The sequence below is a fragment of the Knoellia sp. LjRoot47 genome (assembly GCF_964253435.1).
Taxonomy (GTDB): domain Bacteria; phylum Actinomycetota; class Actinomycetes; order Actinomycetales; family Dermatophilaceae; genus Knoellia.
The window spans coordinates 2,000,886-2,023,240 of sequence record NZ_CAXUQS020000001.1; the positions used below are offsets into that span (position 1 = coordinate 2,000,886).

A 22,355-nucleotide genomic window follows, 5' to 3' on the forward strand; every position below is an offset into this window, starting at 1 on the left:
AAGAGTTGTCCACACGAACTCGGTTCTGCCACAGGCGAACACGCGAGTCAGCGAGGAGGCGGGGAGTCTACGTGCAAGGGGAACCCTGCGGCCGTCGCGATCGCTGCGGCGAGCTCGGCCGGCTTGGACCACATCGGCCAGTGGCCGGTCGGCAGATCGACGAGCTCCAGCCGCCGGAACTCGGTGAGCCCACGGAGGAACGGGGCGCCCTGGGCGGCATACACCGTGTAGTCCGAGGACGGGAACGCCGTGCAGATGACCGTCCCGGGGACGTCGAGTCGGGCGTCGTTGCGCAGGACGACGGGTTCGCGGACCGTCGCGCCCGGCTGGGGGACGGCGCGGTCGCGGAAGGTCTGGAGCTGCGCGTCGGTGAGGTCGCGCATCGACCCGTCCTCGAGCTCCGCGTCGTAGACGGCGGCGAGCGGGAGACTGTCGTCGTCGAGCTCGGCGTTTATCGCGTAGCCGTCGGCGACGGGGGCGGTGTCGACGTAGACCACGTGGTCCACGAGGGTCGGGTCACGGTCGAGGACGACGGTCCCGGGCACCGCGGCCCCGCTGTGGACGACGAGGACCCGGCGCGCAGCCTGCGGGTCGAGTGCTGCGACGATGGCGTCGGCCTGCTGGTCCACGGTTGCGCTGGGGTCCGGCGACGTCTCGGAGAGGCCGGGAAGGGTGAGGGCATCCACGGCGAAACCCCTGTCGCGCAGTCGAGGGGCCACCTCGTCCCACGCCCAGGCGCCGAGCCAGAAGCCGGGAACGAGGACGATCTGGGTGTTCATGTCCCCACTTTGGCACCGGGACTCGACGTCGTGCGCGTCCAGCTAGTTGACATACCCAACTAGGTTGCAGAACCATCTAGCCATGGGGCGTCGCACCGTGCGGGAGGACAGGCAGAGCCAGTGGCTCAAGGGCGTCCTCGACCTCGCCGTGCTCGCGGCACTCTCGCGGGAGACATCGGCCTACGGCTACACGCTCATGGCCTCGCTCGCCGACCTCGGCTTCGACGGGATCAAGGGCGGCACGATCTACCCGCTCCTCGGCCGGCTCGAGGACGATGGGCTCGTCAAGAGCGAGTGGGTGACGGGTGAGGCGGGGCCGGCGCGCAAGTACTTCTGGCTCACCGCCGCCGGACGGGCCGAGCTCGACGCCGGCCGCGACGGCTGGCGCACCTTCTCGTCGTCGATGACCAAGGCACTGGAGGGGTGAAGATGTCGACATCGCAGTGGCACTACAGCCAAGCTCTCGCGGAACAGCTCCGCATCAACGGCGTCGATGAGCCCAAGGTGCGTGAGATCGTCGCGCAGGTCGAGTCGCATGTCGCTTCGACGGGTGAGGACCCGGTCGACGCCTTCGGGCAGCCCGTCACGTATGCCGCTCAGTGGCAGCCGTTGTCGCCGTTGTGGTGGGTGCGGCGAGTCGGCGTGGCGGGCATCGTGAGCGTCGGGGTCTTCTGTGTCGTCATGGCGGTCGTCAAGGGTGGTCCGTGGACCGCTGCCGTCACGATCGACCTCAGCGATGTCGTCACCCTCGCGACGCTGTTCGTCCTCCTCGCGATCCTGCCGTGGACGAGCGAGCTCTGGCTGAGCCGCCGGCGCGGGGCCAACCTCGGAGAGCGCCACCCGCCGTCCGACTGGCCGGTTCGCTGCGCGTCATCGACGGTCGCCATCCTCGGTGTCACGGCCTTCGCCTGGCTCAGCGATGGTTCCGAGTCCACGATCCTGCAGGTCGCTCGGTGGCACCTGGCTGTCGTCGGCCTGATCGGAATGAGCCTCATGTTCGCGGCCCCGGCTCACCCCGGCGACCCTGCCCGTCCGGTCGACGCTCCATGGGCGCCACACCGCACCTGGCGAACTCGGCTGCGCCGGCTCCTGCCGTGAGGCCGAACCAAGGGGCGGAGCCGGCGCCACCGAACAGCGTCAGCGCGAGGTGATGCCCTCGATGATGAGGATGACGCCGAACACGACGAACGCGAGCGTCGCGCCGTACTTGATCGCCTTCTCGGGCAGCTTCTTGCCGAGCAGCGCGCCGGCACCGATGGCGAGCGCGTCGGCCAGGACCATGCCGAGCGTGGAGCCGATCCACGTGCCGAACCAACCCTCCTGCGTGGCGAGGGTGATCGTGGCGAGCATCGTCTTGTCGCCGAGCTCGGCGAGGAAGAACGCGACGCCCACGGCGAGCACGGCGGCGCCGGTGCTGCGACGGGCCTTGTCGGCCTCGTCCTCGGTGAGCTCGTCACCGCGCAGCGTCCACGCCGCGAACGCGAGGAACGCGATACCGGCGACGATCGAGATGAGCCACTGGTAGCCCTCGAAGCTCGTCCCCACCCATGCGCCGATGCCGACGGACAGCAGGTGGACGATCGCGGTGGCGGCGGTGATGCCGATGAGTACCTGTTTGACGCTGTAGCGGGTGGCGAACGTCATCGCCATGAGCTGGCTCTTGTCACCCAGCTCCGCCACGAAGATCACGGCGGTGCTCAGCAGGAATGCGTACATGGGGGTCTCGGTCTCCTTGTCGCCCGGCCGAGGTTGTCCCGGGGGACGTCCCTTCGACCAGGCACGTCCGGTCAAAGGGTCGTGGTACTGGTCGAAAGTCTCGTCCGCCACCTCGAGGTGGCCCACCGCACCGGACCCGGAGGTCAGTGTGTCGACGCGGTTGTTGGGGACTACTCCCTTTCGCGCTCACAGCCTAACCGGGCGGCCGTCGCTTCCCCAATCGTCCGTATGCCGGCCGCCCACCCGGGCGCCCGCCGCGCGGTGAGTCCGGCCCCGGGACGGGTCTGCGGTGTGGGCGCCACGACGTAGGGTTGGACCCGAGATGAGCACCCTTTTCGACGGCATGGACTTCGGTTCGCCCGACTCCGCCAAGGCCCCGCAGACCGACCCCGCCACGCACGACAGCGCGCACGCCGCGCTCGTCAACGAGGCAGGCGTCCCGTCGTGGGCGGTCTCGGACGAGTCCGGCGAGGCGCCCGCCGCCGCGCCCGCCTGGGGCGGTCGCACCACGGACCCCGACGAGCTGCTCGAGGGCCTCAACGAGGAGCAGCGCGAGGCGGTCCTGCACGCCGGAAGCCCGCTGCTCATCATCGCCGGCGCCGGCTCGGGCAAGACCCGCGTGCTCACCCACCGCATCGCCCACCTGCTCGCCGCCCGCGGCGTCCAGCCGGGCCAGGTCCTCGCGATCACCTTCACCAACAAGGCCGCGGCCGAGATGCGCGAGCGGGTCGCCGACCTCGTCGGCCCGCGCGCCAAGGCGATGTGGGTCATGACGTTCCACAGCGCCTGCGTGCGCATCCTGCGCCGCGAGGCCGACAAGGTCGGCATGAAGTCGACCTTCTCGATCTACGACGCCGCCGACAGCCAGCGCCTCATGTCGATGGTCATCCGCGACATGGACCTCGACCCCAAGCGCTACAACCCCCGCACCTTCAGCCACCAGGTCTCCAACCTCAAGAACGAGCTCGTCGACGAGGAGACGTATGCCGCCCGCGTGGGCGGGGAGCCCAGCGCCGAGAACCCGGGTGGCACCCACACCGAGCGGCTCCTCGCTGAGGCCTACACGGCATACCAACGTCGTCTGCGGCAGGCGAACGCGCTCGACTTCGACGACATCATCATGCTCACGGTCCACATGTTCCAGGCGTTCCCCGACGTCGCGGAGCACTACCGGCGGCGGTTCCGGCACGTCATGGTCGACGAGTACCAGGACACCAACCACGCGCAGTACCAGCTCATCCGCGAGCTCGTCGGTCACGAGGGCAAGAGGTCCGAGCACTCCGTCGAGCCCAGCGAGCTCGTCGTCGTCGGTGATGCCGACCAGTCGATCTACGCCTTCCGCGGCGCGACGATCCGCAACATCGTCGAGTTCGAGGAGGACTACCCCGACGCGCGCACGATCCTGCTCGAGCGCAACTACCGCTCGACCCAGACGATCCTCACCGCCGCCAACGCCGTCATCTCGCGCAACGAGTCGCGCCGCAAGAAGAACCTCTGGACCGACTCCGGCGCGGGCGCCCAGATCATCGGCTACGTCGGCGACAACGAGCACGACGAGGCGTCGTTCGTCGCGCGCAGCATCGACAAGCTCGGTGACGAGCACGGGACCAAGCCCGGCGACGTCGCCGTCTTCTACCGCACCAACGCGCAGTCGCGTGCCCTCGAGGAGGTCTTCGTCCGGGTCGGACTGCCCTACAAGGTCGTGGGCGGCACCCGGTTCTACGAGCGACGCGAGGTCAAGGACGCGCTCGCCTACCTGCGCGTGCTCTCCAACCCCGCCGACACGGTCAACCTGCGTCGCATCCTCAACGTGCCCAAGCGCGGCATCGGCGACCGCGCCGAGGCTGTCGTCGCCGCCCTCGCCGAGCGCGAGCGCATCTCCTTCGTCGAGGCCCTCGGCCGCCCCGAGGACGCCCCCGGCATCGCGACCCGCTCGGTGACCTCGATCAAGGCGTTCACCGCGCTCCTCGAGGACCTCGGCACGGTCCGCGACGACGACGAGGCCGGGGTGTCCGACCTCCTCGAGGCCATCGTCGAGAAGTCCGGCTACCTCGCCGAGCTGCGGGCCAGCCACGACCCGCAGGACGAGACCCGGATCGAGAACCTCGCCGAGCTCGTCGCCGTCGCCCGCGAGTTCGACGAGGCCCGGGCCGAGACGGGTGAGGTCAACAGCCTCGAGGACTTCCTCGAGCGCGTGTCGCTCGTCGCCGACGCCGACGAGATCCCCGACTCCGCCGAGGCCGAGGAGCAGGGTGTCGTCACGCTCATGACGCTGCACACGGCCAAGGGCCTGGAGTTCCCCGTCGTCTTCCTCACCGGCATGGAGGACGGCACCTTCCCGCACCTGCGTTCGCTCGGCGACCCCAAGGAGCTCGAGGAGGAGCGGCGGCTCGCCTACGTCGGCATCACCCGCGCCCGCGAGCGGCTCCACCTGTCGCGTGCGGCGGTGCGATCGGCGTGGGGTGCGCCGCAGTACAACCCGCCGAGCCGGTTCCTCGACGAGATCCCGGCCGACCTGCTCAGCTGGGAGCGCGAGCTCAGCGGCGCCGCCGCCATCGGTCACCGCGGCCAGCGGCCGGCCGTCGCCTCGCTCGCCGCACGCCCGGGCGTGCGGTCACCGGGCAACCGGCCGATCATCCCGCTCGCCGCCGGCGACAAGGTCACCCACGACGCCTTCGGCCTGGGTTCGGTGGTGCGCACGATGGGCGAGGGTGACAAGACCCAGGCAGAGGTCGACTTCGGTGGCGACACCGGGGTCAAGCGCTTCCTCCTGCGCTTCGCCCCGCTCGAGAAGCTCTGACGAGCCGGCCCCGCGGCGGCATACGCGAGCAGGAACGCCGAAGGGCGGCACCCGGGGTGGGTGCCGCCCTTCTGGCGCGTCCTGCTGGAGCCTCAGCTCACTGCAGGCCCTTGTCCCGCAGCCACGGGCCGGGGTTGACCGGGCCGCCGCCGTCGGGGTGGATCTCGAGGTGCAGGTGCGGGCCGGTGGAGCGACCGGTGTTGCCGCTGCGACCGACGATGTCACCGGGCATGACCTTCTCGCCGACGTGCGAGGAGAAGCTGTCCATGTGGGCGTAGTAGGACTCGGTGCCGTCCCAGTACTTGATGCGGACGAGGTTGCCCATGTTGCCGTGGCGACCGACGAAGACGACCTCCCCGCGCGACATCGCGCGCAGCGGGGTCCCCGTGGCGGTGCCGAAGTCGTTGCCCCAGTGCATACGTCCCCAGCGCATGCCGTAGCCGGACGTGAACTGGGCACCCTCGATGGGGCTGACCCAGCGCTTGCCCTCTCGCTCCATCTTCGCCTCGGCGGCGGCGAGCGCGGCGGCCTTGGCCTTCGCGGCCGCGGCGACGCGGGCGTTGTTGCGGGCGACGCGCTTCTTCTCCGTCGCGCGGCCCTGGATGGCGGCGGTCTGGATCGCGATCTGCTGGCGACGCGTCGAGAGGTCGGCCTGCTCGGCGACCTCCGTGGCGGCCTGCTCACGGGCCGTCTGCGCCTGTGCAGCGGTCAGGTCCAGCGTCAGCGGGGCCGACTCGGCGACGGATGCGCCGGTGGCCGTGACGACCAGCGCCGCGGCAGCGGCACTGGGCAGGACGAAACCGGGGTGCAGGGCGCGCGGGACTCGACTCGTCGCAGGTTTGCGATGCCGGCCACGGTGACGCCCCTCGTAGGGGTGACTCAAGGCAGGGATACCTCACGTGCAGGGGACACGGGAGCGTCAACCGTACCGTGACCTGACCGTTATCCAAAGCCGGGTGTGGAAATCGGGGAGCGAGGAAACGGCGCGGACGACGCGTTTCCCGCGTCCCACCTCGATGTTCACGTCACGGTGTGACGCGCGTCACTTCCCCGAAGACGCCGTATGCCGTCCGCTCCCGCTACGTGTCGCGGACCGCGAGCCCTCGGTGGACCGACCGCGGGGAGCGAGCGGGGTGACGCCCGGGGTCACGGTCGCACCCTCGGGGTCGAGCTCCGCCAGCGCCGTCGAGATGCCGTGGACAACGTCGCCGACGATCGCCAGCGAGATGTGCCCGACGCCGTGCAGGCGGATGTTGCGCACGGAGAGGTCCGGGTGGCGCAGCGCGCCGCTGCCCTGCGGGACGATGACGAGGTCGCTGTCGGACCAGTAGCAGATGAAGCGCGTCGTGCACTGCGGCGCCGGCTCGTCGAGCTCGCGGATGAGGCCGCTGCCGGGGCGCATTTGGCCGATGAGCCGGGTGGGTGCGGCGTAGGCGGCGTACGTGCCCTGGTGGGGCGTGCCGAGCGTGACGAGCGTGTGCACGCGCTCGTCGCCGCCGAGGCGGGTCACGTAGTAGCGGGCGATGAGGCCGCCGAGGCTGTGTCCGACGATGTGGATCTTCTCGTAGCCGGTCTCGGCGACGATCGCCTCGATCTCCTCGCCCAGCTGGGCGGCGGCGGTGCGCACGTCGGCGGTGAAGGGCGAGTAGTTCATCGCGTAGATCGAGCCGAAGCCGCGGCGGGTCAGGCCGCGCCGGAGGAGCGTGAAGATCGACCGGTTGTCGATGAGGCCGTGGACGAGCAGGATCGGCGTCCCCGCGGCCTCGACGTTGGAGATGAGGAGTCCGCGCTGCACGGGCGCGAGGTGCTCGATCCGGTAGGGATGGCGGCCGTCGGCACGCTCCTGGAAGATCCCGAGCGGGTACGTCGCGAGGTGCGTCGTCATCCACGCACCCTCGATCGCCATCCCGACCATGGCCCGTGGGGTGAGCAGCGGCCCCAGTCCGCGGGCCGCCGACGAGGCGCTGCCCAGGGCGCGACGGGCACGGCCCATCACAGTCGTCCGCGGCTCCGCGGGGTGCATCCACATCGAGGCATCCATGGTTTCCTCACCGTATAGCGCCATCGGCGGCCCTGTGGTTGTCGTGAGGATCACGCTTCGCGACGTGTCCGGATCGAGACCCGCGGACGAGGACCCCGTCGTCGCGGCGCTAGTCTCGTCCCGGACAAACCAGTGGTCACCCAATGACACGTGAGGACGGGAACGAATCCGTGGACCTTTTCGAGTACCAGGCACGAGATGTGTTCGAGAAGCACGGTGTACCCGTGCTGGCAGGCGCGGTGGCCACCACCGCGGCGGAGGCTCGAGCAGCCGCCGAGGCCATCGGCCCCAAGAGTGGCGGGGTCACCGTCGTCAAGGCGCAGGTCAAGACCGGCGGGCGCGGCAAGGCCGGTGGCGTCAAGGTCGCCAAGTCGGCTGACGAGGCCGAGCAGCTGGCCGGCGAGATCCTCGGCATGGACATCAAGGGCCACACGGTCCACCAGGTGATGATCGCCCAGGGCGCGCAGATCGACGAGGAGTACTACTTCTCCGTCCTGCTCGACCGGACCAACCGCACCTACCTTGCGATGTGCAGCAAGGAGGGCGGCATGGAGATCGAGCAGCTCGCCGTCGAGCGTCCCGAGGCCCTCGCCCGCATCGCCGTCGACCCCAACGTCGGCATCGACACCGCCAAGGCGCAGGAGATCGTCGATGCGGCCGGCTTCGACGCCGAGACCGGCGCCAAGATCGTGCCCGTCCTCGAGAAGCTGTGGGTCGTCTACCGCGACGAGGACGCGACGCTCGTCGAGGTCAACCCGCTCGTGCGCACCAACGACGGCGACATCGTCGCCCTCGACGGCAAGGTCACCCTCGACGAGAACGCGGAGTTCCGTCACGAGGACCACGCGGCGCTCGAGGACAAGGCCGCGGCCGACCCGCTCGAGGCCAAGGCCAAGGCCAAGGGCCTCAACTACGTCAAGCTCGACGGCCAGGTCGGCATCATCGGCAACGGCGCGGGGCTCGTCATGAGCACGCTCGACGTCGTCGCCTACGCCGGTGAGGCGCACGGCGTGAAGCCCGCGAACTTCCTCGACATCGGTGGCGGCGCCAACGCGCAGGTCATGGCCGACGGCCTCGACGTCATCCTCGGCGACGAGCAGGTCCGCTCCGTCTTCGTCAACGTCTTCGGTGGCATCACCGCCTGCGACGAGGTCGCCAACGGCATCAAGGGTGCGCTCGAGATCCTCGGCGACCACGCCACCAAGCCCCTCGTCGTCCGCCTCGACGGCAACAACGTCGACCAGGGCCGGGCCATCCTCAACGAGCTGGACCACCCGCTCGTGACCCAGGTCGACACGATGGACGGCGCCGCGGCCAAGGCCGCCGAGCTGGCTGCCAACTGACCGCCCGACGGCTGACGAACCCCTAGGAAGCGCACACACATGTCTATCTACCTCAACGCTGACAGCAAGATCATCGTGCAGGGCATGACCGGCGGCATGGGCTCCAAGCACACCGCCCTCATGCTCGACGCCGGCTCCAACATCGTCGGTGGCGTCAACGCCCGCAAGGCCGGCACCACCGCCGAGATCGGCGGCAAGGAGCTGCCCGTCTTCGGCTCGGTCAAGGAGGCCATGGAGGCCACGGGCGCCAACGTCTCGGTCGCCTTCGTGCCGCCGCAGTTCGCCAAGGACGCCGCGATCGAGGCCATCGACGCCGAGATCCCGCTCCTCGTCGTCATCACCGAGGGCATCCCGGTCAAGGACACCGCCGAGTTCTTCAACTACTCGATCGGCAAGAAGACCCGGATCATCGGTCCGAACTGCCCCGGCATCATCACGCCGGAGGAGTCGCTCGCCGGCATCACGCCGCACACGATCGCGGGCAAGGGCCCCATCGGCCTCGTCTCGAAGTCGGGCACCCTGACCTACCAGATGATGTACGAGCTGCGTGACTACGGCTTCACGACCGCCATCGGCATCGGCGGCGACCCGGTCATCGGCACGACGCACATCGACGCCCTCGAGGCGTTCGAGGCCGACCCCGAGACCAAGGCGATCGTCATGATCGGCGAGATCGGTGGCGACGCCGAGGAGCGCGCCGCGGCCTACATCAAGGAGCACGTCACGAAGCCGGTCGTCGGCTACGTCGCCGGGTTCACCGCGCCCGAGGGCAAGACCATGGGCCACGCCGGCGCCATCGTCTCCGGCTCGTCGGGCACCGCGCAGGCCAAGAAGGAGGCCCTCGAGGCCGCCGGCGTCAAGGTCGGCAAGACGCCGTCCGAGACGGCCGACCTCATGCGCGAGATCATGAAGAGTCTCTGAGCTGCGGGTCTCTGACCAGAGCGTTCGCGAGCGGGCGGCATACCGAGAAGTCTTTCGGTATGCCGCCCGCTCGCGTTCCCGGGTCTGCTCGCCTCGGCGTGTGCGCCGGGATCCGGATGGGTGCTCGGGGGAGACTGGGCCACGATGACCGTTCTGGAGATGCTTCGTGGTGTGCGCCCCTCCGCCGACGCGGACGACGCGGGCGGCGCCCCGTCGCAGGCCCCCTCGTGGCTGCCCCTGCCGGTGCGCGACGTCCTCGTGGGCGTCGCGACCGGCGTCCTCTCGCTCCTCGTCGTCGTCGTCCCCACCCTGCTCGGCTGGCTGCTCGACCCGCGCCCCGGCGGCTCGCTGGCCGAGCCGCTCGGTGCCGGCTCGTCGCTGTGGCTGCTCGTCCAGGGAGCGCACCTCGGGGCAGACGCGACCCGCGTGGCCTTCGTGCCGCTCGCGCTCGGGGCGCTCGCGGTCTGGCTGGCCTCCCGCGGCGCCGGTCGGGCCCTCGAGACCGCCGATGCCGATGACGAGTTCTTCGCCGAGCTGCTGCCCCGCTCGGTGACGGCCACCGCTGCTCGCTGGTGGCTCGGGTATGCCGTCGCCCTCGGCCTCGCGTCCGCCCTCACCCTCGTGGGGTCGCTGCCGCTGCGCTGGCTCAGCCTGCCCGTCCCGGTCGTCGTCGTCCCGCTGGTCGCGCTCGTGCTCGCCGTCCGGCGGCTGTCGCGCGAGGCGGACGTGCTCGGTCCCCGCTTCGACGTCCTCGTCCCGCCGGAGACGGCCCGGCGTGCCGGCGGAGCTGCGGCGCGGGGCCTCGCCCTGCTGCTCGGTCTCGCCACGGCGACCGTCCTCGGTGCGGTGGTCGTGCGCTGGGACGCCGTCTCCGGCCTGCAGGCGGAGGTGGGCGCGGGCTTCCTCGGGAGCCTCCTCCTCGTGGCCGCCCAGGCCGCCGCCCTGCCCAACCTGGCCCTCTGGGTCGTCGCCCTGCTCGCGGGGCCGGGCTTCTCGGTCGTCGACGGTGCCCACACCTCGCTCGCCGGCTCGGCGAGCGGGCTCATGCCGCTCGTGCCCGTGCTCGGCGCCATGCCCGAGCCGGGGCCGTGGCCGTGGTTCACGCGGCTGCTCGTCGTCGTCCCCGTGCTCGTCGGCGCCTACATCGGACGGCGCTCCCTCGCCGCGGTGGCCCGGCTGTCGTCGCTGCGCACCAAGGCGTCGGTGGCGGCGTTCGCGTGCGTGCTCGTCGCGGCGGCCGTCGGACTGCTCGACGGGATCGGGGGTGGCTCGCTCGGCGCCTACCGGCTCTCCGACATCGGGGCGCACGCCCTGGGGACGTCGCTCGCCGTCGGCGGCGAGCTCCTCCTCGGTGCCCTCGGCGTCGTGGCGTGGGACGCCTGGCGCCTGCGCCGCTGAGCACGCACGCGCCAGTCGATAGGGTGCTCGACGTGACTGAACCCGCCGGCATCGTCGTCCTCGTCTCGGGCTCGGGCACGTTGCTCCAGGCACTCCTCGACGCGAGTCTCGACCCGGCATACGGGGTTCGGATCCTTGCCGTGGGAGCGGACCGCGACGACATCGAGGGGCTGCGCCGGGCGGAGCGAGCGGGGATCGAGACGTTCGTGTGCCGGGTGCGCGACTACGACGACCGGGGTGCGTGGGACGAGGCGCTGGCTGCCGAGATCGCCTCTCGCGCACCGGACTTCGTCGTCACGGCTGGCTTCATGAAGATCCTCGGGCCGGCGACGTTGGGTGACCGGACGATCCTCAACACCCACCCCGCGCTGCTGCCGAGCTTCCCCGGCGCGCACGCCGTGCGGGACGCGCTCGCGCACGGGGTCAAGGTCACGGGGACGACGGCGCACCTCGTGGACGCCGGCGTCGACACCGGCCCGATCCTCGCCCAGCGAGCCGTCGAGGTCCTCGACGACGACACCGAGGAGACGCTGCACGAGCGGATCAAGGTGCACGAGCGCGAGCTGCTCGTCGAGCTCGTCGGCCGGATGGGCCGGGACCGGGACGCCGCGCCGGGCCGTTAGGATCGGGGGGACGACTGGCGCAGGTGGACCACCACCGGGGAGTCACACATGGGACCGCATCGCCCGCCTGGGTGCACCCGCTGAGCACGACCGCACCCCCAACGCCGCGATTGGAGCCACCACCATGGCCGTTTCCGTCAGCACGCCCGGTCCGACCCAGGACCTCCGCCCCGTCCGCCGGGCGCTCGTCAGCGTCTTCGACAAGACCGGGCTCGAGGACCTCGCCCGTGGGCTGCACGGGGCCGGCGTCGCGATCGTGTCCACGGGTGGCTCGGCCGCCCTCATCGAGGGGCTCGGCATCCCGGTGACCGAGGTCGCCGACCTCACCGGCTTCCCCGAGTGTCTCGAGGGGAGGGTCAAGACCCTGCACCCGCTCGTGCACGCCGGCATCCTCGCCGACACCCGCAAGCCCGACCACGTCGAGCAGCTCGGTGAGCTCGGTGTCGAGCCCTTCGACCTCGTCGTCGTCAACCTCTATCCGTTCGCCGACACCGTGGCCTCGGGCGCCGGCGCCGACGACGTCGTCGAGAACATCGACATCGGCGGCCCGACCATGGTCCGTGCCGCGGCCAAGAACCACCCGAGCGTGGCCGTGGTCGTCGACCCGACGGCATACGACGAGGTCCTGGAGGCCGTGCACGGAGGCGGGTTCACCTTCGAGCAGCGCAAGGCGCTTGCCGCGAAGGCGTTCGTGCACACGGCGACCTACGACGTGCACGTGGCGTCGTGGATGGGCAACGCCTACACCGACACCAGCGAGGGTTCCGGCTTCCCGCAGTGGGCCGGCGCGACGTGGACGAAGTCGGCGGTGCTGCGCTACGGCGAGAACCCGCACCAGAGCGCTGCGCTCTATGCCCACGGCTTCGCGCCCGAGCCGGGTCTGGCGCAGGCGAAGCAGCTCCACGGCAAGGAGATGTCCTACAACAACTACGTCGATGCCGACGCCGCCGTGCGTGCCGCGTACGACCACGGCGACCAGCCCACGGTCGCGATCATCAAGCACGCCAATCCGTGCGGGATCGCGGTCGGCGCCGATGTCGCCGACGCCCACCGACGGGCGCACGCGTGCGACCCGGTCTCGGCGTTCGGCGGGATCATCGCGACCAACCGCACCGTGACCGTCGAGATGGCCCGCACCGTCGCCGACATCTTCACCGAGGTCGTCGTTGCGCCCGGGTTCGACGACGACGCGCTCGAAGTGCTCACGGCGAAGAAGAACATCCGCCTCCTCGAGGCGGCGGCGCCCGCGCGCGGGGAAGCCGAGATCCGGCCGATCTCCGGCGGTCTGCTCATGCAGCACCGCGACACCGTGGACGCGGTCGTCACCGACGAGTCGGGTGCGGTCGTCGGTGGCGACGACGCGGCGAACTGGCGGCTCGTCTCCGGTGAGGCGGCCGACGACGCGACACTGGCCGACCTGCAGTTCGCGTGGCGCTCGGTGCGCGCGGTGAAGTCCAACGCGATCCTCCTCGCCTCCGACGGAGCCTCCGTCGGCATCGGGATGGGCCAGGTCAACCGGGTGGACTCCTGCCACCTCGCGGTGTCGCGGGCGAACTCGGGCGAGGTCGAGCGGGCCCGGGGCGCGGTGGCGGCGTCGGACGCGTTCTTCCCGTTCGCCGACGGGCTGCAGGTGCTCCTCGACGCCGGTGTCCGCGCGGTCGTCGCGCCGGGTGGCTCGATGCGCGACCCCGAGGTGATCGAGGCTGCGACGGCTGCCGGCGTGACGATGTACTTCACCGGGACGCGCCACTTCGCGCACTGACCCCGAGGAGGGCTTGCCAGCCGGGCGCGGCCGCTGGATATTGGTCGTGTCAGTCGCAGGATCTCCCGTCGGGAGAGGGGAAGCTGCCATGTCGGTGGACCTCGTCGTCCAAGGTGTTCTCGCTCTGCTCCTCACGCTCATCGCCGTGGCATTCGTCGTGCTCGTCGTCGAGATCGTGGGCGACCGCAGGATGCTGCGCCGGCTCGCCTCGCAGGAGGTCGTCGAGCCCGGTGGGTCGGGGAGTGGTGCGGTCAGGGAGTGAGGAGAGGGACATGTTCTGGACCCTCGCAGGCGTCGTGCTGCTCGCCGTGCTCGTCGGGGCCTGGGTCTACGACCGGAGGTTCGGGATGGACCTGTCCCACCGTGACGCGGGGCGGCTCAACCAGGCGCAGGGCGACGGTGACGTGAGTCGGTTCAACAACGGGGGCAGCTCGGGGTTCTGAGGAAGGGAAGGGTTCGATGCTCTGGCTCTGGGGAACGATCGCGGTGGTGCTGGCCCTCGTCTTCGTCGGCGCGTGGTTCTACGACCGCCGTCACACGGGCGGCTCGGAGTTCGGCGGGGACCTCATGACCCGGCGGCACGAGATGGACGCCCGCAACGACACACGCGCCTACGGCGGCGGGGGCGTCGGTGGGTTCGGCGGTGGCTTCGGCGACGGCGGGACCTGACACCACGAGACACGCGATGAGGGTCCGGAGGCGATACCGCCTCCGGACCCTCATCGCGTCCCCTCACGGGGAGCAGCACGTGCCGAGCGTCAGACGGTCGGCGCTCCCGGAGCGGCGTAGCCGGTGGGCTCGCCCTCGCCGAGGTCGACGATCGCGGCCACGGGGCCACCGCCGTCGGGGCCCTGGTGGGCCGCTGACACCGACACGAACACGGCCGGGTCGCCGGTCACCGAGGCGGTGACGCCACCGACGGCGGACTTGATCTGACGGTGCCAGTGCACGTCAGAGTCGTCGAGCATGGCGTTGCGGCGACCCCGGACCTGGCCGTCCTGGCTGACCTCGCACTTGAGGAACACGTTGACGAGACGGCCCTTGAGGTCGCTCGTGTGGGCGCGCTCGGGCAGCTCGAGGCCGGCGTCCTTGATGGCCTCCCAGATGCCGTCGGCGTCGAGGGCGTCACGCATGACCGAGTGACCGATGCGGTAGCGGCCACCGACACCGCGGGCGTTGCCCACGACGACGACCTGCGCCTGGTCGAGCTCGACGCCGGAGGAGCACGACGCCACCGACGAGAAGAGCGAGCGGTTCTCCATGACGTCGGCGTCGGTGGGCATCTCGATCTCGCCGAGGGCGACGGCGATGCCGAGGCCGGTCGTGCCGTTGGAGAGGTCCATCGACTCGTGGGTGTGGTGCGTCCACACCTTCTGGCCGCGCGACTCGGCGTCACGGATCGTGTGGATCGTCAGCAGCGGGGTCTTGGTCTGGACGTAGTGCACGTCCTTGGGGTCGGTGATGCCGGCGCGCTCCATGGCGACCTTCACGGCGTCGGCGACCTTGGAGATCATCCCGGTGTAGCCGATCTCCTCGGGCTTGATGGCCTCGCTCATGGCGAAGCCGACGGTGAGCCGCAGGTCGTCGGTCTTCTCGGCCTTGTCCTCGGGCACGGTGGCGAAGATCGTCGCGTGGGGGCTGATGATGCCGTCGGTGCCGCCGGACCAGACGATCGGGACCTGCTTGACCTGGTCGGCCGGGGCGCCCTTCTCGACGAGCACCTCGCGGAAGGCGCGGTCGGCGATGATCCGGGTGTAGTCGTTGACGCCGCCGTTGCCCTCGGTCTTGCCGATGATGGCGATGACGCGGCTCGCCTCCATCACGCCGTCGTCGATGAGCTTCGCGAGCTCGGAGGCGTCGGAGACGCTGTGGATCGGTACCTTGCGGACCTCGATGGCTTCTGGCACGACGTGACCTTTCTGGATGCGGAACCGCTGCGGGACAGTGGAACTGGGTGGGAAACTCGGGTGGTTCAGTCTTCGGGGGTGGTGTCGATGACGGTGCCGAACTCGCTCTCGACCGCATCGGTGATGTGCTCGAGGGACGTGATGATGCTGCGCCCCCCACTCTCGGCGAAGCGCAGTGCCGCGTCGACCTTGGGACCCATCGACCCCGACGCGAACTGGCCGTCGGCGGCATACGCCTGCATCTGCGCGAGCGAGGTGAGGCCCAGCGGTCGCTCGTCCGGGGTGCCGTAGTCGACCATCGCGTGGTCGACGTCGGTGGCGATGATGAGGATGTCGCAGCCGAGCTCCTGCGCGAGCAGTGCCGCGGTGAGGTCCTTGTCGATGACCGCCTCGACGCCGCGCAGGCTGCCGTCCTCCTCGCGGACGACCGGGATGCCGCCGCCGCCGGCGGCGACGACGACGTGGCCCGACTCGACGAGGGCGCGGATGGCGCCGAGGTCGAGGATCTCGCGGGGTTCCGGCGAGGCGACGACTCGCCGCCAGCCCTTGTCGCCGCGGTCCTCCCACTGCTGACCGTGGTCGATCATCTGCTGGGCCTGGTCGGCCGGCAGGTAGCGACCGATCGGCTTGGTGGGCGACTGGAAGTGGGGGTCGTCGGCTGCGACCCGGGTGCGGGTGACGAGGGCCGCAACCGGACGGGCGACACCGCGACGGGCGAGCGCGGGCTCGAGCGCGTCGAGGATGGTGAAGCCGATCGTCCCCTGCGTCTGCGCGCCGCACCAGTCGAGCGGCACCGGCGGGACGACGTGGGCGGCGACCTCGTTCTTGACGAGCAGGTTGCCCACCTGGGGTCCGTTGCCGTGGGTGAGCACGACCTCGTGGCCGGCCCCGACGAGCTCGGCGACGTGCTGCATCGCCTCGGTGATGGCGCGAACCTGGTCGGCCGGGTGAGCCGTCCCGTCGGGCGACGTCATGGCGTTGCCGCCGAGTGCCACGAGTACGCGCACCGACCCACCTCCTGCTCGGGGAGGCACACCACGTCGGTATGCCGTTGCGGCGAGCCTAGGGAGGGGGCCGGGTGCGAGCGTTGGCATGACCTGACAGGCGAGGCGGCTCCGTTTGTCAGGTGTGACGGTGCTGGAGCCGCCCCGCGTGGTCAGGGTGCGGGCGGGGGTCAGGTTCGGGTGGCGGTGAGCAGGAGGTACTCCCAGTCGAGGACCGTGCGGTCGGTGCCGCGGTCGAACCGCTCGGCGAGCGCGCGCAGGTCGGCGTCGAGCGCGGCAACGCGCTCGGGGTCGTCGGCGATGTGGCGGTAGACCGCGATCGTCGGTCCGTAGTTCGCCTTGAAGAAGTCGACGAAGTGCTGCGGCGTCGCGAACTGGTCGACGACGAGGTCCTGCTGGACGGCGCTGTCGATGGTGGCGCGGTCGCCGAAGAGCTCGCGCACGTGGTCCACATGACCCCACAGCGGAGGCGGCTGGGCACCGGGAGGCGGCGGGGGAGCGTAGGGCTTCATCGTCGCGAACATCTGGCCGATGAACCCCTCGGGCGTCCAGCTGAGCAGGCCGATCGTGCCGCCGGGACGGACCACGCGCACGAGGTGGTCGGCGACGGCCTGGTGGTGCGGCGCGAACATCACGCCGACGCACGAGACGACGGTGTCGAACTCGCCGTCGTCGCAGGGAAGGTCCTCGGCGTCGGCGACCTTCCAGGTGAGCGTGAGGCCCTCGGCCTCGGCGGCCTCCCGGCCGCGGTCGAGCAGCTCGGGGGTGAGGTCGGTGGCGACGACGTCGGCGCCGGTGCGGGCCGCAGGGATCGCGACGTTGCCGGAGCCGGCCGCGACGTCGTGGACCCGCTGCCCCGGGCCGATCCTCGCGGCCTCGACGAGGACGGGTCCGAGCGGCGCGATGATCTCGCTCGCCACGGCTGCGTAGTTGCCGAGCGCCCACATCGCGCGGTGTGTGGCCTTGAGGGCGGCGTCGTCGGTGGTGGTGGTCGTGCTGGTGCTGGTGCTGGTGCTCATGCGGTGCTCCTGGGCTGGGTCGCGGATCTGGTGCTTCCCAACGTAGGAACGGGCCCGGGGTCACCACATCGGCACGTGCACGCAGACGCCAGGCGCTCGCGAGGCGTGCGCTGACGGCATACGCGTATGCCGTGATGCGCTCTCCCGGGTCAGGTCGCAGTGAGCAGGCGGGCGACGGCTGCGGTGCGTGCGGACTTCCCGTGCAGGTCGAGCTTGGCGTAGACGTTGCTGAGGTGGCGTTCGACGGTTCGGGTGCTGAGGACGAGCTGGGCAGCGATCTCCTCGTTGTCGAGGCCACGAGCGGCCAGGGAGAGGATCTCGCGCTCGCGTGCGGACAGCGCCTCGAGCGAGGCGCCGTCGGAGGGCGCCGGCGCGGGGACGCCGTCGCCCCGGATGGGTTCGTTGAGGAAGCGCCGCAGCTCGGCCCGGAACACCGACCATGCCGGCTCGTCCTCGAGGACGATGTGGTTGTCGCTCTCGAGGCAGACGAGGCGGGCACCGTCGATGTGGCTCGCGAGGTAGCGGGCCTCGGAGAAGTCGTTCATCCGGTCACCGCGCGAGTGGATAACGAGAGTGGGGACGTCGAGGGAGTCCAAGAGGTGAGAGGAGTCGGCGGACAGCCGCTGCCTGCGCGAGCTGCGCGCGGTGTCCGCGTCGGTGGACACGCGCTGGAGCTCGTCGAGCCAGGTGTGCTGCTCCTCGGTGGCGTTCGGGATCATGAGCGAGGTGAAGACCCGGCGGAACCCGGAGTCGGGGCGGGCCCAGCCGACCTTGATGAGCGCGTCGAGGGTGTCGTTGAGCTCGGACTCGGTGGCATCTTTGTCCTGCTGCCCCGAGTAGCTGCCGTAGAAGGCGAGCCGCGACACCCGCTCGGGATGCGCGGCGGCGTAGGCGATCGCGACCGGCCCGCCCTGCGCCATCGCGAGCAGGTCGAACCGCTCGTGGCCGGCGTCCTCGACGACCGCCTCGAGGTCGGCGAGCCGCAGCTCGAGCGAGTGGTCCTGCACCCCGCGGTCGGACAGGCCGTGACCGCGCTCGTCGAAGCGGATGACCGTGCGGTAGCGGCCCCACTCGTGGAGGTAGTGCCGCCACACGGGGGAGACCCAGTCGTGCTGGAGGTGGCTCAGCCAGCAGGAGTCGACGAGGAGCGGCGGACCGTGTCCGTGCACGGCATACGCGATCTGCACCCCGTCGGCGGAGCGACAGAAGCGGATCTCTTGCCGTGGCGTGGGTCCGTCATCGACCACGCCTCATCGTAGGACGGTGGCTCAGCCGAGGCGGCGGTATCGGGAGTGCCGGTCATCGAGCCGCTGCGCGCGGTCGCGGTCGCCGAGGTCGGCGAGCTCGTGCCGGATGGCCTGGGCCATGCGGCGGCAGAAGGCCTCCGGCTCGTCGGACGCGTCCGGGTGCTCGGCGACGATGCGGTCGACGATTCCGTCCTCGAGGAGGTCGAGCGAGCGGACGCGCTGGCGCTCGGCGAGCTCCGGTGCACGGTCGGGAGTGCGGTAGAGGATCGCCGACGCACCCTCGGGCGGCAGAGGCGACAGCCACGAGTGCTGGGCGCTGATGACGCGGTCGGCGGGCATGAGCGCGAGGGCGCCACCGCCGGTGCCCTGGCCCAGCAGCACGCAGACGGTCGGGACCTCGAGGACGACGAGCTCGGAGAGGCAGCGGGCGATCTCACCGGCCATGCCACCTTCCTCGGCCTCCTTCGACAGCGCGGCGCCGGCGGTGTCGATGATGGAGACCAGTGGCAGGTCGAGCTCGGTGGCGAGCTTCATCCCGCGCCGGGCGACGCGCAGGCCGGACGGGCCGAGCGGCGCCTCGGTCTGCTCGCCGCGACGGTCCTGACCAAGGACGACACACGGTGTGCCCTCGAAGCGGGCAAGGGCGAGGAACAGTGAACGGTCCCACTCTCCGGCACCTGTGCCGAAAAGGGGCAGCACGTCGGTGGCGCCGAGCTTGAGCAGGGCACGGACCCCCGGTCGGGCGGCGTTGCGTGAGCGCAGGATCGAGTCCCAGGCGGGCACGTCGTCCAACGGCTCCTTGGGCACCTCCGGTGCCGGGGTGGAGTCGTGCGGCGCGAGCACGAGGTCGAGGAAGCGAGCGGCCGTGGCGGTGAGCAGCTCGACCGGGAGCACGGCGTCGAGCAGACCGTGGGCGAAGAGGTTCTCGGCGGTCTGCACGTCGTCGGGGAACGGCTGGCCGTAGAGCGCCTCGTAGACGCGGGCGCCGAGGAAGCCGATCGTCGCGCCGGGCTCGCCGACGGTGACGTGACCGAGCGAGCCCCACGAGGCGAACACGCCGCCGGTCGTGGGGTGGCGCAGGTAGGTGATGTAGGGCAGGTGCTCGCGCTTGTAGGCCGCGACGGCCGCCGAGATCTTCACCATCGTGACGAACGCCGGGGTGCCCTCCTGCATGCGCGTGCCACCGGAGGCGGGTGCGGCGAAGAGGGGGAGACGCTCGCGGGTGGCGCGCTCGAAGGCGAGAACGATCCGTTCGGCTGCCGCCACGCCGATCGAGCCGGCGAGGAACTTGAACTCACCCGCGATGACGGCGACCCGGTGACCGCCGATCCGCCCCTCGCCGGTGACGATGGACTCGTCGGTGCCGGCCTTCTCGGCAGCGGCGGCGAGCTCGACGGCATACGGGCTGCCCTCCTGAGCCACGGCGAGAGGTGCGTCGTCCCAGCTCTGCCACGTGCCGTCGTCGAGGACCGCCGCGATGAGCTCGCTGGACGTGGGACGTGCCGGCTTGTCGCTCATGCCGGGTCCTCCTCGGCGAGCCACGCCCGCACGCTGTCGTTGTGCTGGCCGAGGGTCGGCGGGGCGAGGTGGGTCTCGCGGCCACCGGCAAAGGCGTTGTCGTCCAACCGGATCGGCGGTCCGGGGATCTCGATCGAGCCGAGCACCGGGTGGTCGACATCGAGGACGAGACCCTGCGAGCGGGTCTGGTCCCAGTCGTAGACGCGGTCGATGGTGCGCACCTCGCCGGCCGGGATCCCGAGCTCGTCGAGCCGGGGGAGGAGGTCGTCGAGCCGCCACGTCGCGAACGCCTCGTTGAGAGCGGCGGTCACCCGGTCGCGTCCCGCCGCGCGCTCGCGGTTGGTCGCCATCCCGGGTGTCGCCGGGTCGATGCCGAAGGCGGTGGCGAGCTTGACCCACAGCGACTCGCTGCCGCATGCGACCTGGACGTCGCCGTCGGCGCAGTGGAAGAGCCCGTAGGGGGACAGGGCCGGGTGGTGGTTGCCCTGCGCGTGCCCGACGTGGCCGGCGACCGTGTAGGCCGTGCCCTGGAACGCGTGCGCGCCGACGACCGCGGCGAGCAGCGAGGTGCGCACGACCCGGCCGGTGCCGGTGGTGTTGCGCTCGTGGAGGGCGGAGACGACGCCGTACGCGCCGTACATCCCGGCGAGCAGGTCGCCGATCGGCACGCCCACGCGCTGCGGAGAGTCGGCGTCGGGTCCGGTGACGGACATGAGCCCGGCCTCGCCCTGGGCGATCTGGTCGTAGCCCGCGCGCCCACCCTGCGGACCGTCGTGACCGAAGCCGCTGATCGCGAGCACGACGAGACGGGGGTTGAGCTCGTGGAGCCGGTCGTTGCCGAAGCCGAGGCGGTCCATGACCCCCGGACGGAAGTTCTCGATGAGGACGTCGGCGCGCTGGACGAGCCGGGTGAGCACGTCGCGCCCGTCGTCGGACTTGAGGTCGAGGGTGATCGACTCCTTGTTGCGGTTGGCGCTGAGGAAGTACGTCGAGATCGGGTCGTCCTCGGGCCCGACGAAGGGCGGTCCCCAGCCCCGCGTGTCGTCACCGGTGGGCGACTCGACCTTGATGACGCGAGCACCCATGTCGCCCAGCATCATCGCGGCGTGCGGGCCGGCGAGGGCTCGGGACAGGTCGACGACGGTGATGTCCTGCAGCGGTCCGGTCATGCCCCGAGCCTAGGTAGCGGGGGTGCTCTCGTGATCGGGCAGGTCGTGGCAAGACGGACGCCGCCGGGTGTCACCTTCTGCCAATTACCGCGTCGTATGCCGTCCGCTCACCTCGGCCCGCCGCGTCGCCCAGCCGCGCGCACCAGACGGACGAGCACACGGACGGCGATCCCCAGTGCGAGGCCCGACACTGCCGGAGAGAGGACCGAGATGTCGGCCAGCCCTGCTGCGGAGAGTGCCGCGAGCGTCACGGGATAGAGCAGGAGCGAGCGGAACTTGTCGGCAGAAGCCCAGACCTCCGCCATGGATGTGAGCACCACCAGGCAGAGCCACGGGAGCAGGAAGAGCATGCCCGTGAAGACGAGCTCGGAGGCATGCGGCGCCATGGAACCGGACCCCAGCCAGCGCAGGAGCGTCAACAACGTCAGCAGGGCCAGGCCGGCACCGTTGAGGAAGCAGGCGACGTGAGCCAGCCACGGCGACGGGCGCGGTCGCGGAGACGGGACGACAACGGTCGTGGGGCGGACGGCATACGCCTCGTCGGCGACGGACTGGGGCGAGCCGAGGCCGGCCAGCGCCCGGCGGACGTCGTCCTCGGACGCGTCAGGGGGCAGGCTCGCGTCGAGGTGCTCGTGGACGCCGGCAAGGACCTCGGCACGCTCGCCGGGGTCGACCCCGTGCAGCATGAGCTCGAGGTCGCGCAGCCAGGCGGTCACGAGCGGGTGCGTGGTGGCTGGAGTCATGCTGTGTCCCCCTGGAGAGCAGAGTCGACGGCGTCGCGGAAGGGCTTCCACGTGCGCGTGAAGGCGGCGAGCGCATCGCGGCCGCCGGGGGTGAGCGAGTAGTAGCGGCGGGGCGGGCCCTCAGCCGACTCCTGCCACGTCGTGTCGACGAGGCCTGCCTTGCGCAGCCTGGCGAGGAGTGGGTAGAGCGTGCCCTCGCCGGACATGAGGACGCCGTCAACGGTGAGGCGTCGGGCGATGTCGAGGCCGTACAGCTCGGCGTCGCGCAGCATCGCGAGCACGCAGTACTCCAGCGCACCGCGCCGGAGGTGCGTCAGGATGGCGTCGTCGCCGGGTACCATGCGACACAAGATAGCGCATCCGAC

The 22,355-nt window shown here is 71.0% G+C and carries 23 protein-coding genes and 1 riboswitch; of the genes, 11 read left to right on the top strand and 12 right to left on the bottom strand.

Annotated elements, in window-relative coordinates; translation table 11 throughout:
- Positions 1-47: 47 nt before the first annotated feature.
- A complete protein-coding gene (locus ACSQ11_RS09760; RefSeq protein WP_436004937.1) occupies positions 48-779 on the bottom strand; it encodes an alpha/beta fold hydrolase in 732 nt (243 codons plus the stop codon).
- 82 nt (positions 780-861) lie between these two features.
- On the opposite strand from ACSQ11_RS09760, the gene ACSQ11_RS09765 reads away from it, so the two are divergent.
- A complete protein-coding gene (locus ACSQ11_RS09765) occupies positions 862-1,206 on the top strand; it encodes a PadR family transcriptional regulator (protein ID WP_436004938.1) in 345 nt (114 codons plus the stop codon).
- A gap of 2 nt (positions 1,207-1,208) precedes the next feature.
- Positions 1,209-1,877: a hypothetical protein gene (locus ACSQ11_RS09770; protein WP_436004939.1), complete on the top strand. Its 669-nt coding sequence runs from the start codon at positions 1,209-1,211 to the stop codon at positions 1,875-1,877.
- Positions 1,878-1,916: 39 nt separating this feature from the next.
- Here the strand turns inward: ACSQ11_RS09770 and ACSQ11_RS09775 are convergent, their stop codons facing one another.
- The gene (locus ACSQ11_RS09775; RefSeq protein WP_436004940.1) at positions 1,917-2,495 is read right to left on the bottom strand and encodes a TMEM165/GDT1 family protein; all 579 of its coding nucleotides are present in this window, start codon (positions 2,493-2,495) and stop codon (positions 1,917-1,919) included.
- Between the two features lie 322 nt (positions 2,496-2,817).
- Here ACSQ11_RS09775 and pcrA point away from each other — a divergent pair, with 322 nt between their 5' ends.
- Positions 2,818-5,295: a DNA helicase PcrA gene (gene pcrA / locus ACSQ11_RS09780; RefSeq protein WP_436004941.1), complete on the top strand. Its 2,478-nt coding sequence runs from the start codon at positions 2,818-2,820 to the stop codon at positions 5,293-5,295.
- A gap of 97 nt (positions 5,296-5,392) precedes the next feature.
- On the opposite strand, the gene ACSQ11_RS09785 is transcribed toward pcrA, so the two are convergent.
- The gene (locus tag ACSQ11_RS09785; protein ID WP_436004942.1) at positions 5,393-6,178 is read right to left on the bottom strand and encodes a M23 family metallopeptidase; all 786 of its coding nucleotides are present in this window, start codon (positions 6,176-6,178) and stop codon (positions 5,393-5,395) included.
- Positions 6,179-6,337: 159 nt separating this feature from the next.
- Positions 6,338-7,336 carry an esterase/lipase family protein gene (locus ACSQ11_RS09790; RefSeq protein ID WP_436004943.1) on the bottom strand — a complete coding sequence of 333 codons (999 nt, stop codon included), beginning with the start codon at positions 7,334-7,336 and terminating at the stop codon, positions 6,338-6,340.
- A gap of 170 nt (positions 7,337-7,506) precedes the next feature.
- On the opposite strand from ACSQ11_RS09790, the gene sucC reads away from it, so the two are divergent.
- From sucC to ACSQ11_RS09830, 8 genes are all read left to right on the top strand, one after another.
- Entirely contained in the window at positions 7,507-8,679 is a 1,173-nt protein-coding gene (sucC, locus tag ACSQ11_RS09795) for an ADP-forming succinate--CoA ligase subunit beta (RefSeq protein ID WP_436004944.1), read from the top strand.
- A 39-nt stretch (positions 8,680-8,718) separates the two neighbouring features.
- Positions 8,719-9,600, top strand: a complete 882-nt coding sequence (gene sucD / locus ACSQ11_RS09800) for a succinate--CoA ligase subunit alpha (RefSeq protein ID WP_436004945.1) — start codon at positions 8,719-8,721, stop codon at positions 9,598-9,600.
- Between the two features lie 144 nt (positions 9,601-9,744).
- Positions 9,745-10,998, top strand: a complete 1,254-nt coding sequence (locus tag ACSQ11_RS09805) for a cell division protein PerM (protein WP_436004946.1) — start codon at positions 9,745-9,747, stop codon at positions 10,996-10,998.
- A 23-nt stretch (positions 10,999-11,021) separates the two neighbouring features.
- Positions 11,022-11,621, top strand: coding sequence for a phosphoribosylglycinamide formyltransferase (gene purN / locus ACSQ11_RS09810; RefSeq protein ID WP_436004947.1), 600 nt, complete (start codon positions 11,022-11,024; stop codon positions 11,619-11,621).
- Positions 11,622-11,701, top strand: a riboswitch (ZMP/ZTP riboswitch).
- Positions 11,702-11,745: 44 nt separating this feature from the next.
- Entirely contained in the window at positions 11,746-13,383 is a 1,638-nt protein-coding gene (gene purH, locus ACSQ11_RS09815) for a bifunctional phosphoribosylaminoimidazolecarboxamide formyltransferase/IMP cyclohydrolase (RefSeq protein ID WP_436004948.1), read from the top strand.
- Between the two features lie 88 nt (positions 13,384-13,471).
- Complete coding sequence (locus tag ACSQ11_RS09820; protein WP_436004949.1) at positions 13,472-13,645, top strand: hypothetical protein; 174 nt, start codon at positions 13,472-13,474, stop codon at positions 13,643-13,645.
- A gap of 10 nt (positions 13,646-13,655) precedes the next feature.
- Positions 13,656-13,826, top strand: a complete 171-nt coding sequence (locus ACSQ11_RS09825) for a hypothetical protein (protein WP_436004950.1) — start codon at positions 13,656-13,658, stop codon at positions 13,824-13,826.
- Between the two features lie 16 nt (positions 13,827-13,842).
- Positions 13,843-14,052, top strand: a complete 210-nt coding sequence (locus ACSQ11_RS09830) for a hypothetical protein (RefSeq protein WP_436004951.1) — start codon at positions 13,843-13,845, stop codon at positions 14,050-14,052.
- 89 nt (positions 14,053-14,141) lie between these two features.
- Here the strand turns inward: ACSQ11_RS09830 and ACSQ11_RS09835 are convergent, their stop codons facing one another.
- From ACSQ11_RS09835 to ACSQ11_RS09870, 8 genes are all read right to left on the bottom strand, one after another.
- Entirely contained in the window at positions 14,142-15,290 is a 1,149-nt protein-coding gene (locus ACSQ11_RS09835; RefSeq protein ID WP_436004952.1) for a ring-opening amidohydrolase, read from the bottom strand.
- Between the two features lie 65 nt (positions 15,291-15,355).
- Positions 15,356-16,297, bottom strand: coding sequence for a carbamate kinase (locus tag ACSQ11_RS09840; RefSeq protein WP_436004953.1), 942 nt, complete (start codon positions 16,295-16,297; stop codon positions 15,356-15,358).
- 167 nt (positions 16,298-16,464) lie between these two features.
- The gene (locus ACSQ11_RS09845; RefSeq protein ID WP_436004954.1) at positions 16,465-17,313 is read right to left on the bottom strand and encodes a class I SAM-dependent methyltransferase; all 849 of its coding nucleotides are present in this window, start codon (positions 17,311-17,313) and stop codon (positions 16,465-16,467) included.
- 149 nt (positions 17,314-17,462) lie between these two features.
- On the bottom strand, positions 17,463-18,560 hold the full coding sequence (locus tag ACSQ11_RS09850; protein WP_436004955.1) for an alpha/beta fold hydrolase: 1,098 nt from the start codon (positions 18,558-18,560) through the stop codon (positions 17,463-17,465).
- A 21-nt stretch (positions 18,561-18,581) separates the two neighbouring features.
- Positions 18,582-20,078 (bottom strand): carboxyl transferase domain-containing protein, encoded by a 1,497-nt coding sequence (locus tag ACSQ11_RS09855; protein WP_436004956.1) that lies wholly within the window; start codon positions 20,076-20,078, stop codon positions 18,582-18,584.
- Positions 20,075-21,247, bottom strand: coding sequence for a CaiB/BaiF CoA transferase family protein (locus ACSQ11_RS09860; RefSeq protein WP_436004957.1), 1,173 nt, complete (start codon positions 21,245-21,247; stop codon positions 20,075-20,077). The genes ACSQ11_RS09855 and ACSQ11_RS09860 overlap by 4 nt, the downstream gene beginning before the upstream one ends.
- 107 nt (positions 21,248-21,354) lie before the next feature.
- Positions 21,355-21,990 carry an HAAS signaling domain-containing protein gene (locus ACSQ11_RS09865; RefSeq protein ID WP_436004958.1) on the bottom strand — a complete coding sequence of 212 codons (636 nt, stop codon included), beginning with the start codon at positions 21,988-21,990 and terminating at the stop codon, positions 21,355-21,357.
- Positions 21,987-22,331 (bottom strand): PadR family transcriptional regulator, encoded by a 345-nt coding sequence (locus ACSQ11_RS09870; protein ID WP_436004959.1) that lies wholly within the window; start codon positions 22,329-22,331, stop codon positions 21,987-21,989. The genes ACSQ11_RS09865 and ACSQ11_RS09870 overlap by 4 nt, the downstream gene beginning before the upstream one ends.
- Between the last annotated feature and the right edge of the window lie 24 nt (positions 22,332-22,355).

Bases quoted from the DNA above. Each gene is read 5' to 3' on its own strand.
- ACSQ11_RS09855 (WP_436004956.1), bottom strand. From the start codon at position 20,078: ATGAGCGACAAGCCGGCACGTCCCACGTCCAGCGAGCTCATCGCGGCG.
- pcrA (WP_436004941.1), top strand. From the start codon at position 2,818: ATGAGCACCCTTTTCGACGGCATGGACTTCGGTTCGCCCGACTCCGCC.
- ACSQ11_RS09770 (WP_436004939.1), top strand. From the start codon at position 1,209: ATGTCGACATCGCAGTGGCACTACAGCCAAGCTCTCGCGGAACAGCTC.
- ACSQ11_RS09870 (WP_436004959.1), bottom strand. From the start codon at position 22,331: ATGGTACCCGGCGACGACGCCATCCTGACGCACCTCCGGCGCGGTGCG.
- ACSQ11_RS09760 (WP_436004937.1), bottom strand. From the start codon at position 779: ATGAACACCCAGATCGTCCTCGTTCCCGGCTTCTGGCTCGGCGCCTGG.
- ACSQ11_RS09860 (WP_436004957.1), bottom strand. From the start codon at position 21,247: ATGACCGGACCGCTGCAGGACATCACCGTCGTCGACCTGTCCCGAGCC.
- sucD (WP_436004945.1), top strand. From the start codon at position 8,719: ATGTCTATCTACCTCAACGCTGACAGCAAGATCATCGTGCAGGGCATG.
- ACSQ11_RS09820 (WP_436004949.1), top strand. From the start codon at position 13,472: ATGTCGGTGGACCTCGTCGTCCAAGGTGTTCTCGCTCTGCTCCTCACG.
- ACSQ11_RS09845 (WP_436004954.1), bottom strand. From the start codon at position 17,313: ATGAGCACCAGCACCAGCACCAGCACGACCACCACCACCGACGACGCC.
- ACSQ11_RS09865 (WP_436004958.1), bottom strand. From the start codon at position 21,990: ATGACTCCAGCCACCACGCACCCGCTCGTGACCGCCTGGCTGCGCGAC.
- ACSQ11_RS09790 (WP_436004943.1), bottom strand. From the start codon at position 7,336: ATGGATGCCTCGATGTGGATGCACCCCGCGGAGCCGCGGACGACTGTG.
- ACSQ11_RS09825 (WP_436004950.1), top strand. From the start codon at position 13,656: ATGTTCTGGACCCTCGCAGGCGTCGTGCTGCTCGCCGTGCTCGTCGGG.
- ACSQ11_RS09805 (WP_436004946.1), top strand. From the start codon at position 9,745: ATGACCGTTCTGGAGATGCTTCGTGGTGTGCGCCCCTCCGCCGACGCG.
- purH (WP_436004948.1), top strand. From the start codon at position 11,746: ATGGCCGTTTCCGTCAGCACGCCCGGTCCGACCCAGGACCTCCGCCCC.
- ACSQ11_RS09830 (WP_436004951.1), top strand. From the start codon at position 13,843: ATGCTCTGGCTCTGGGGAACGATCGCGGTGGTGCTGGCCCTCGTCTTC.
- ACSQ11_RS09765 (WP_436004938.1), top strand. From the start codon at position 862: ATGGGGCGTCGCACCGTGCGGGAGGACAGGCAGAGCCAGTGGCTCAAG.
- ACSQ11_RS09775 (WP_436004940.1), bottom strand. From the start codon at position 2,495: ATGTACGCATTCCTGCTGAGCACCGCCGTGATCTTCGTGGCGGAGCTG.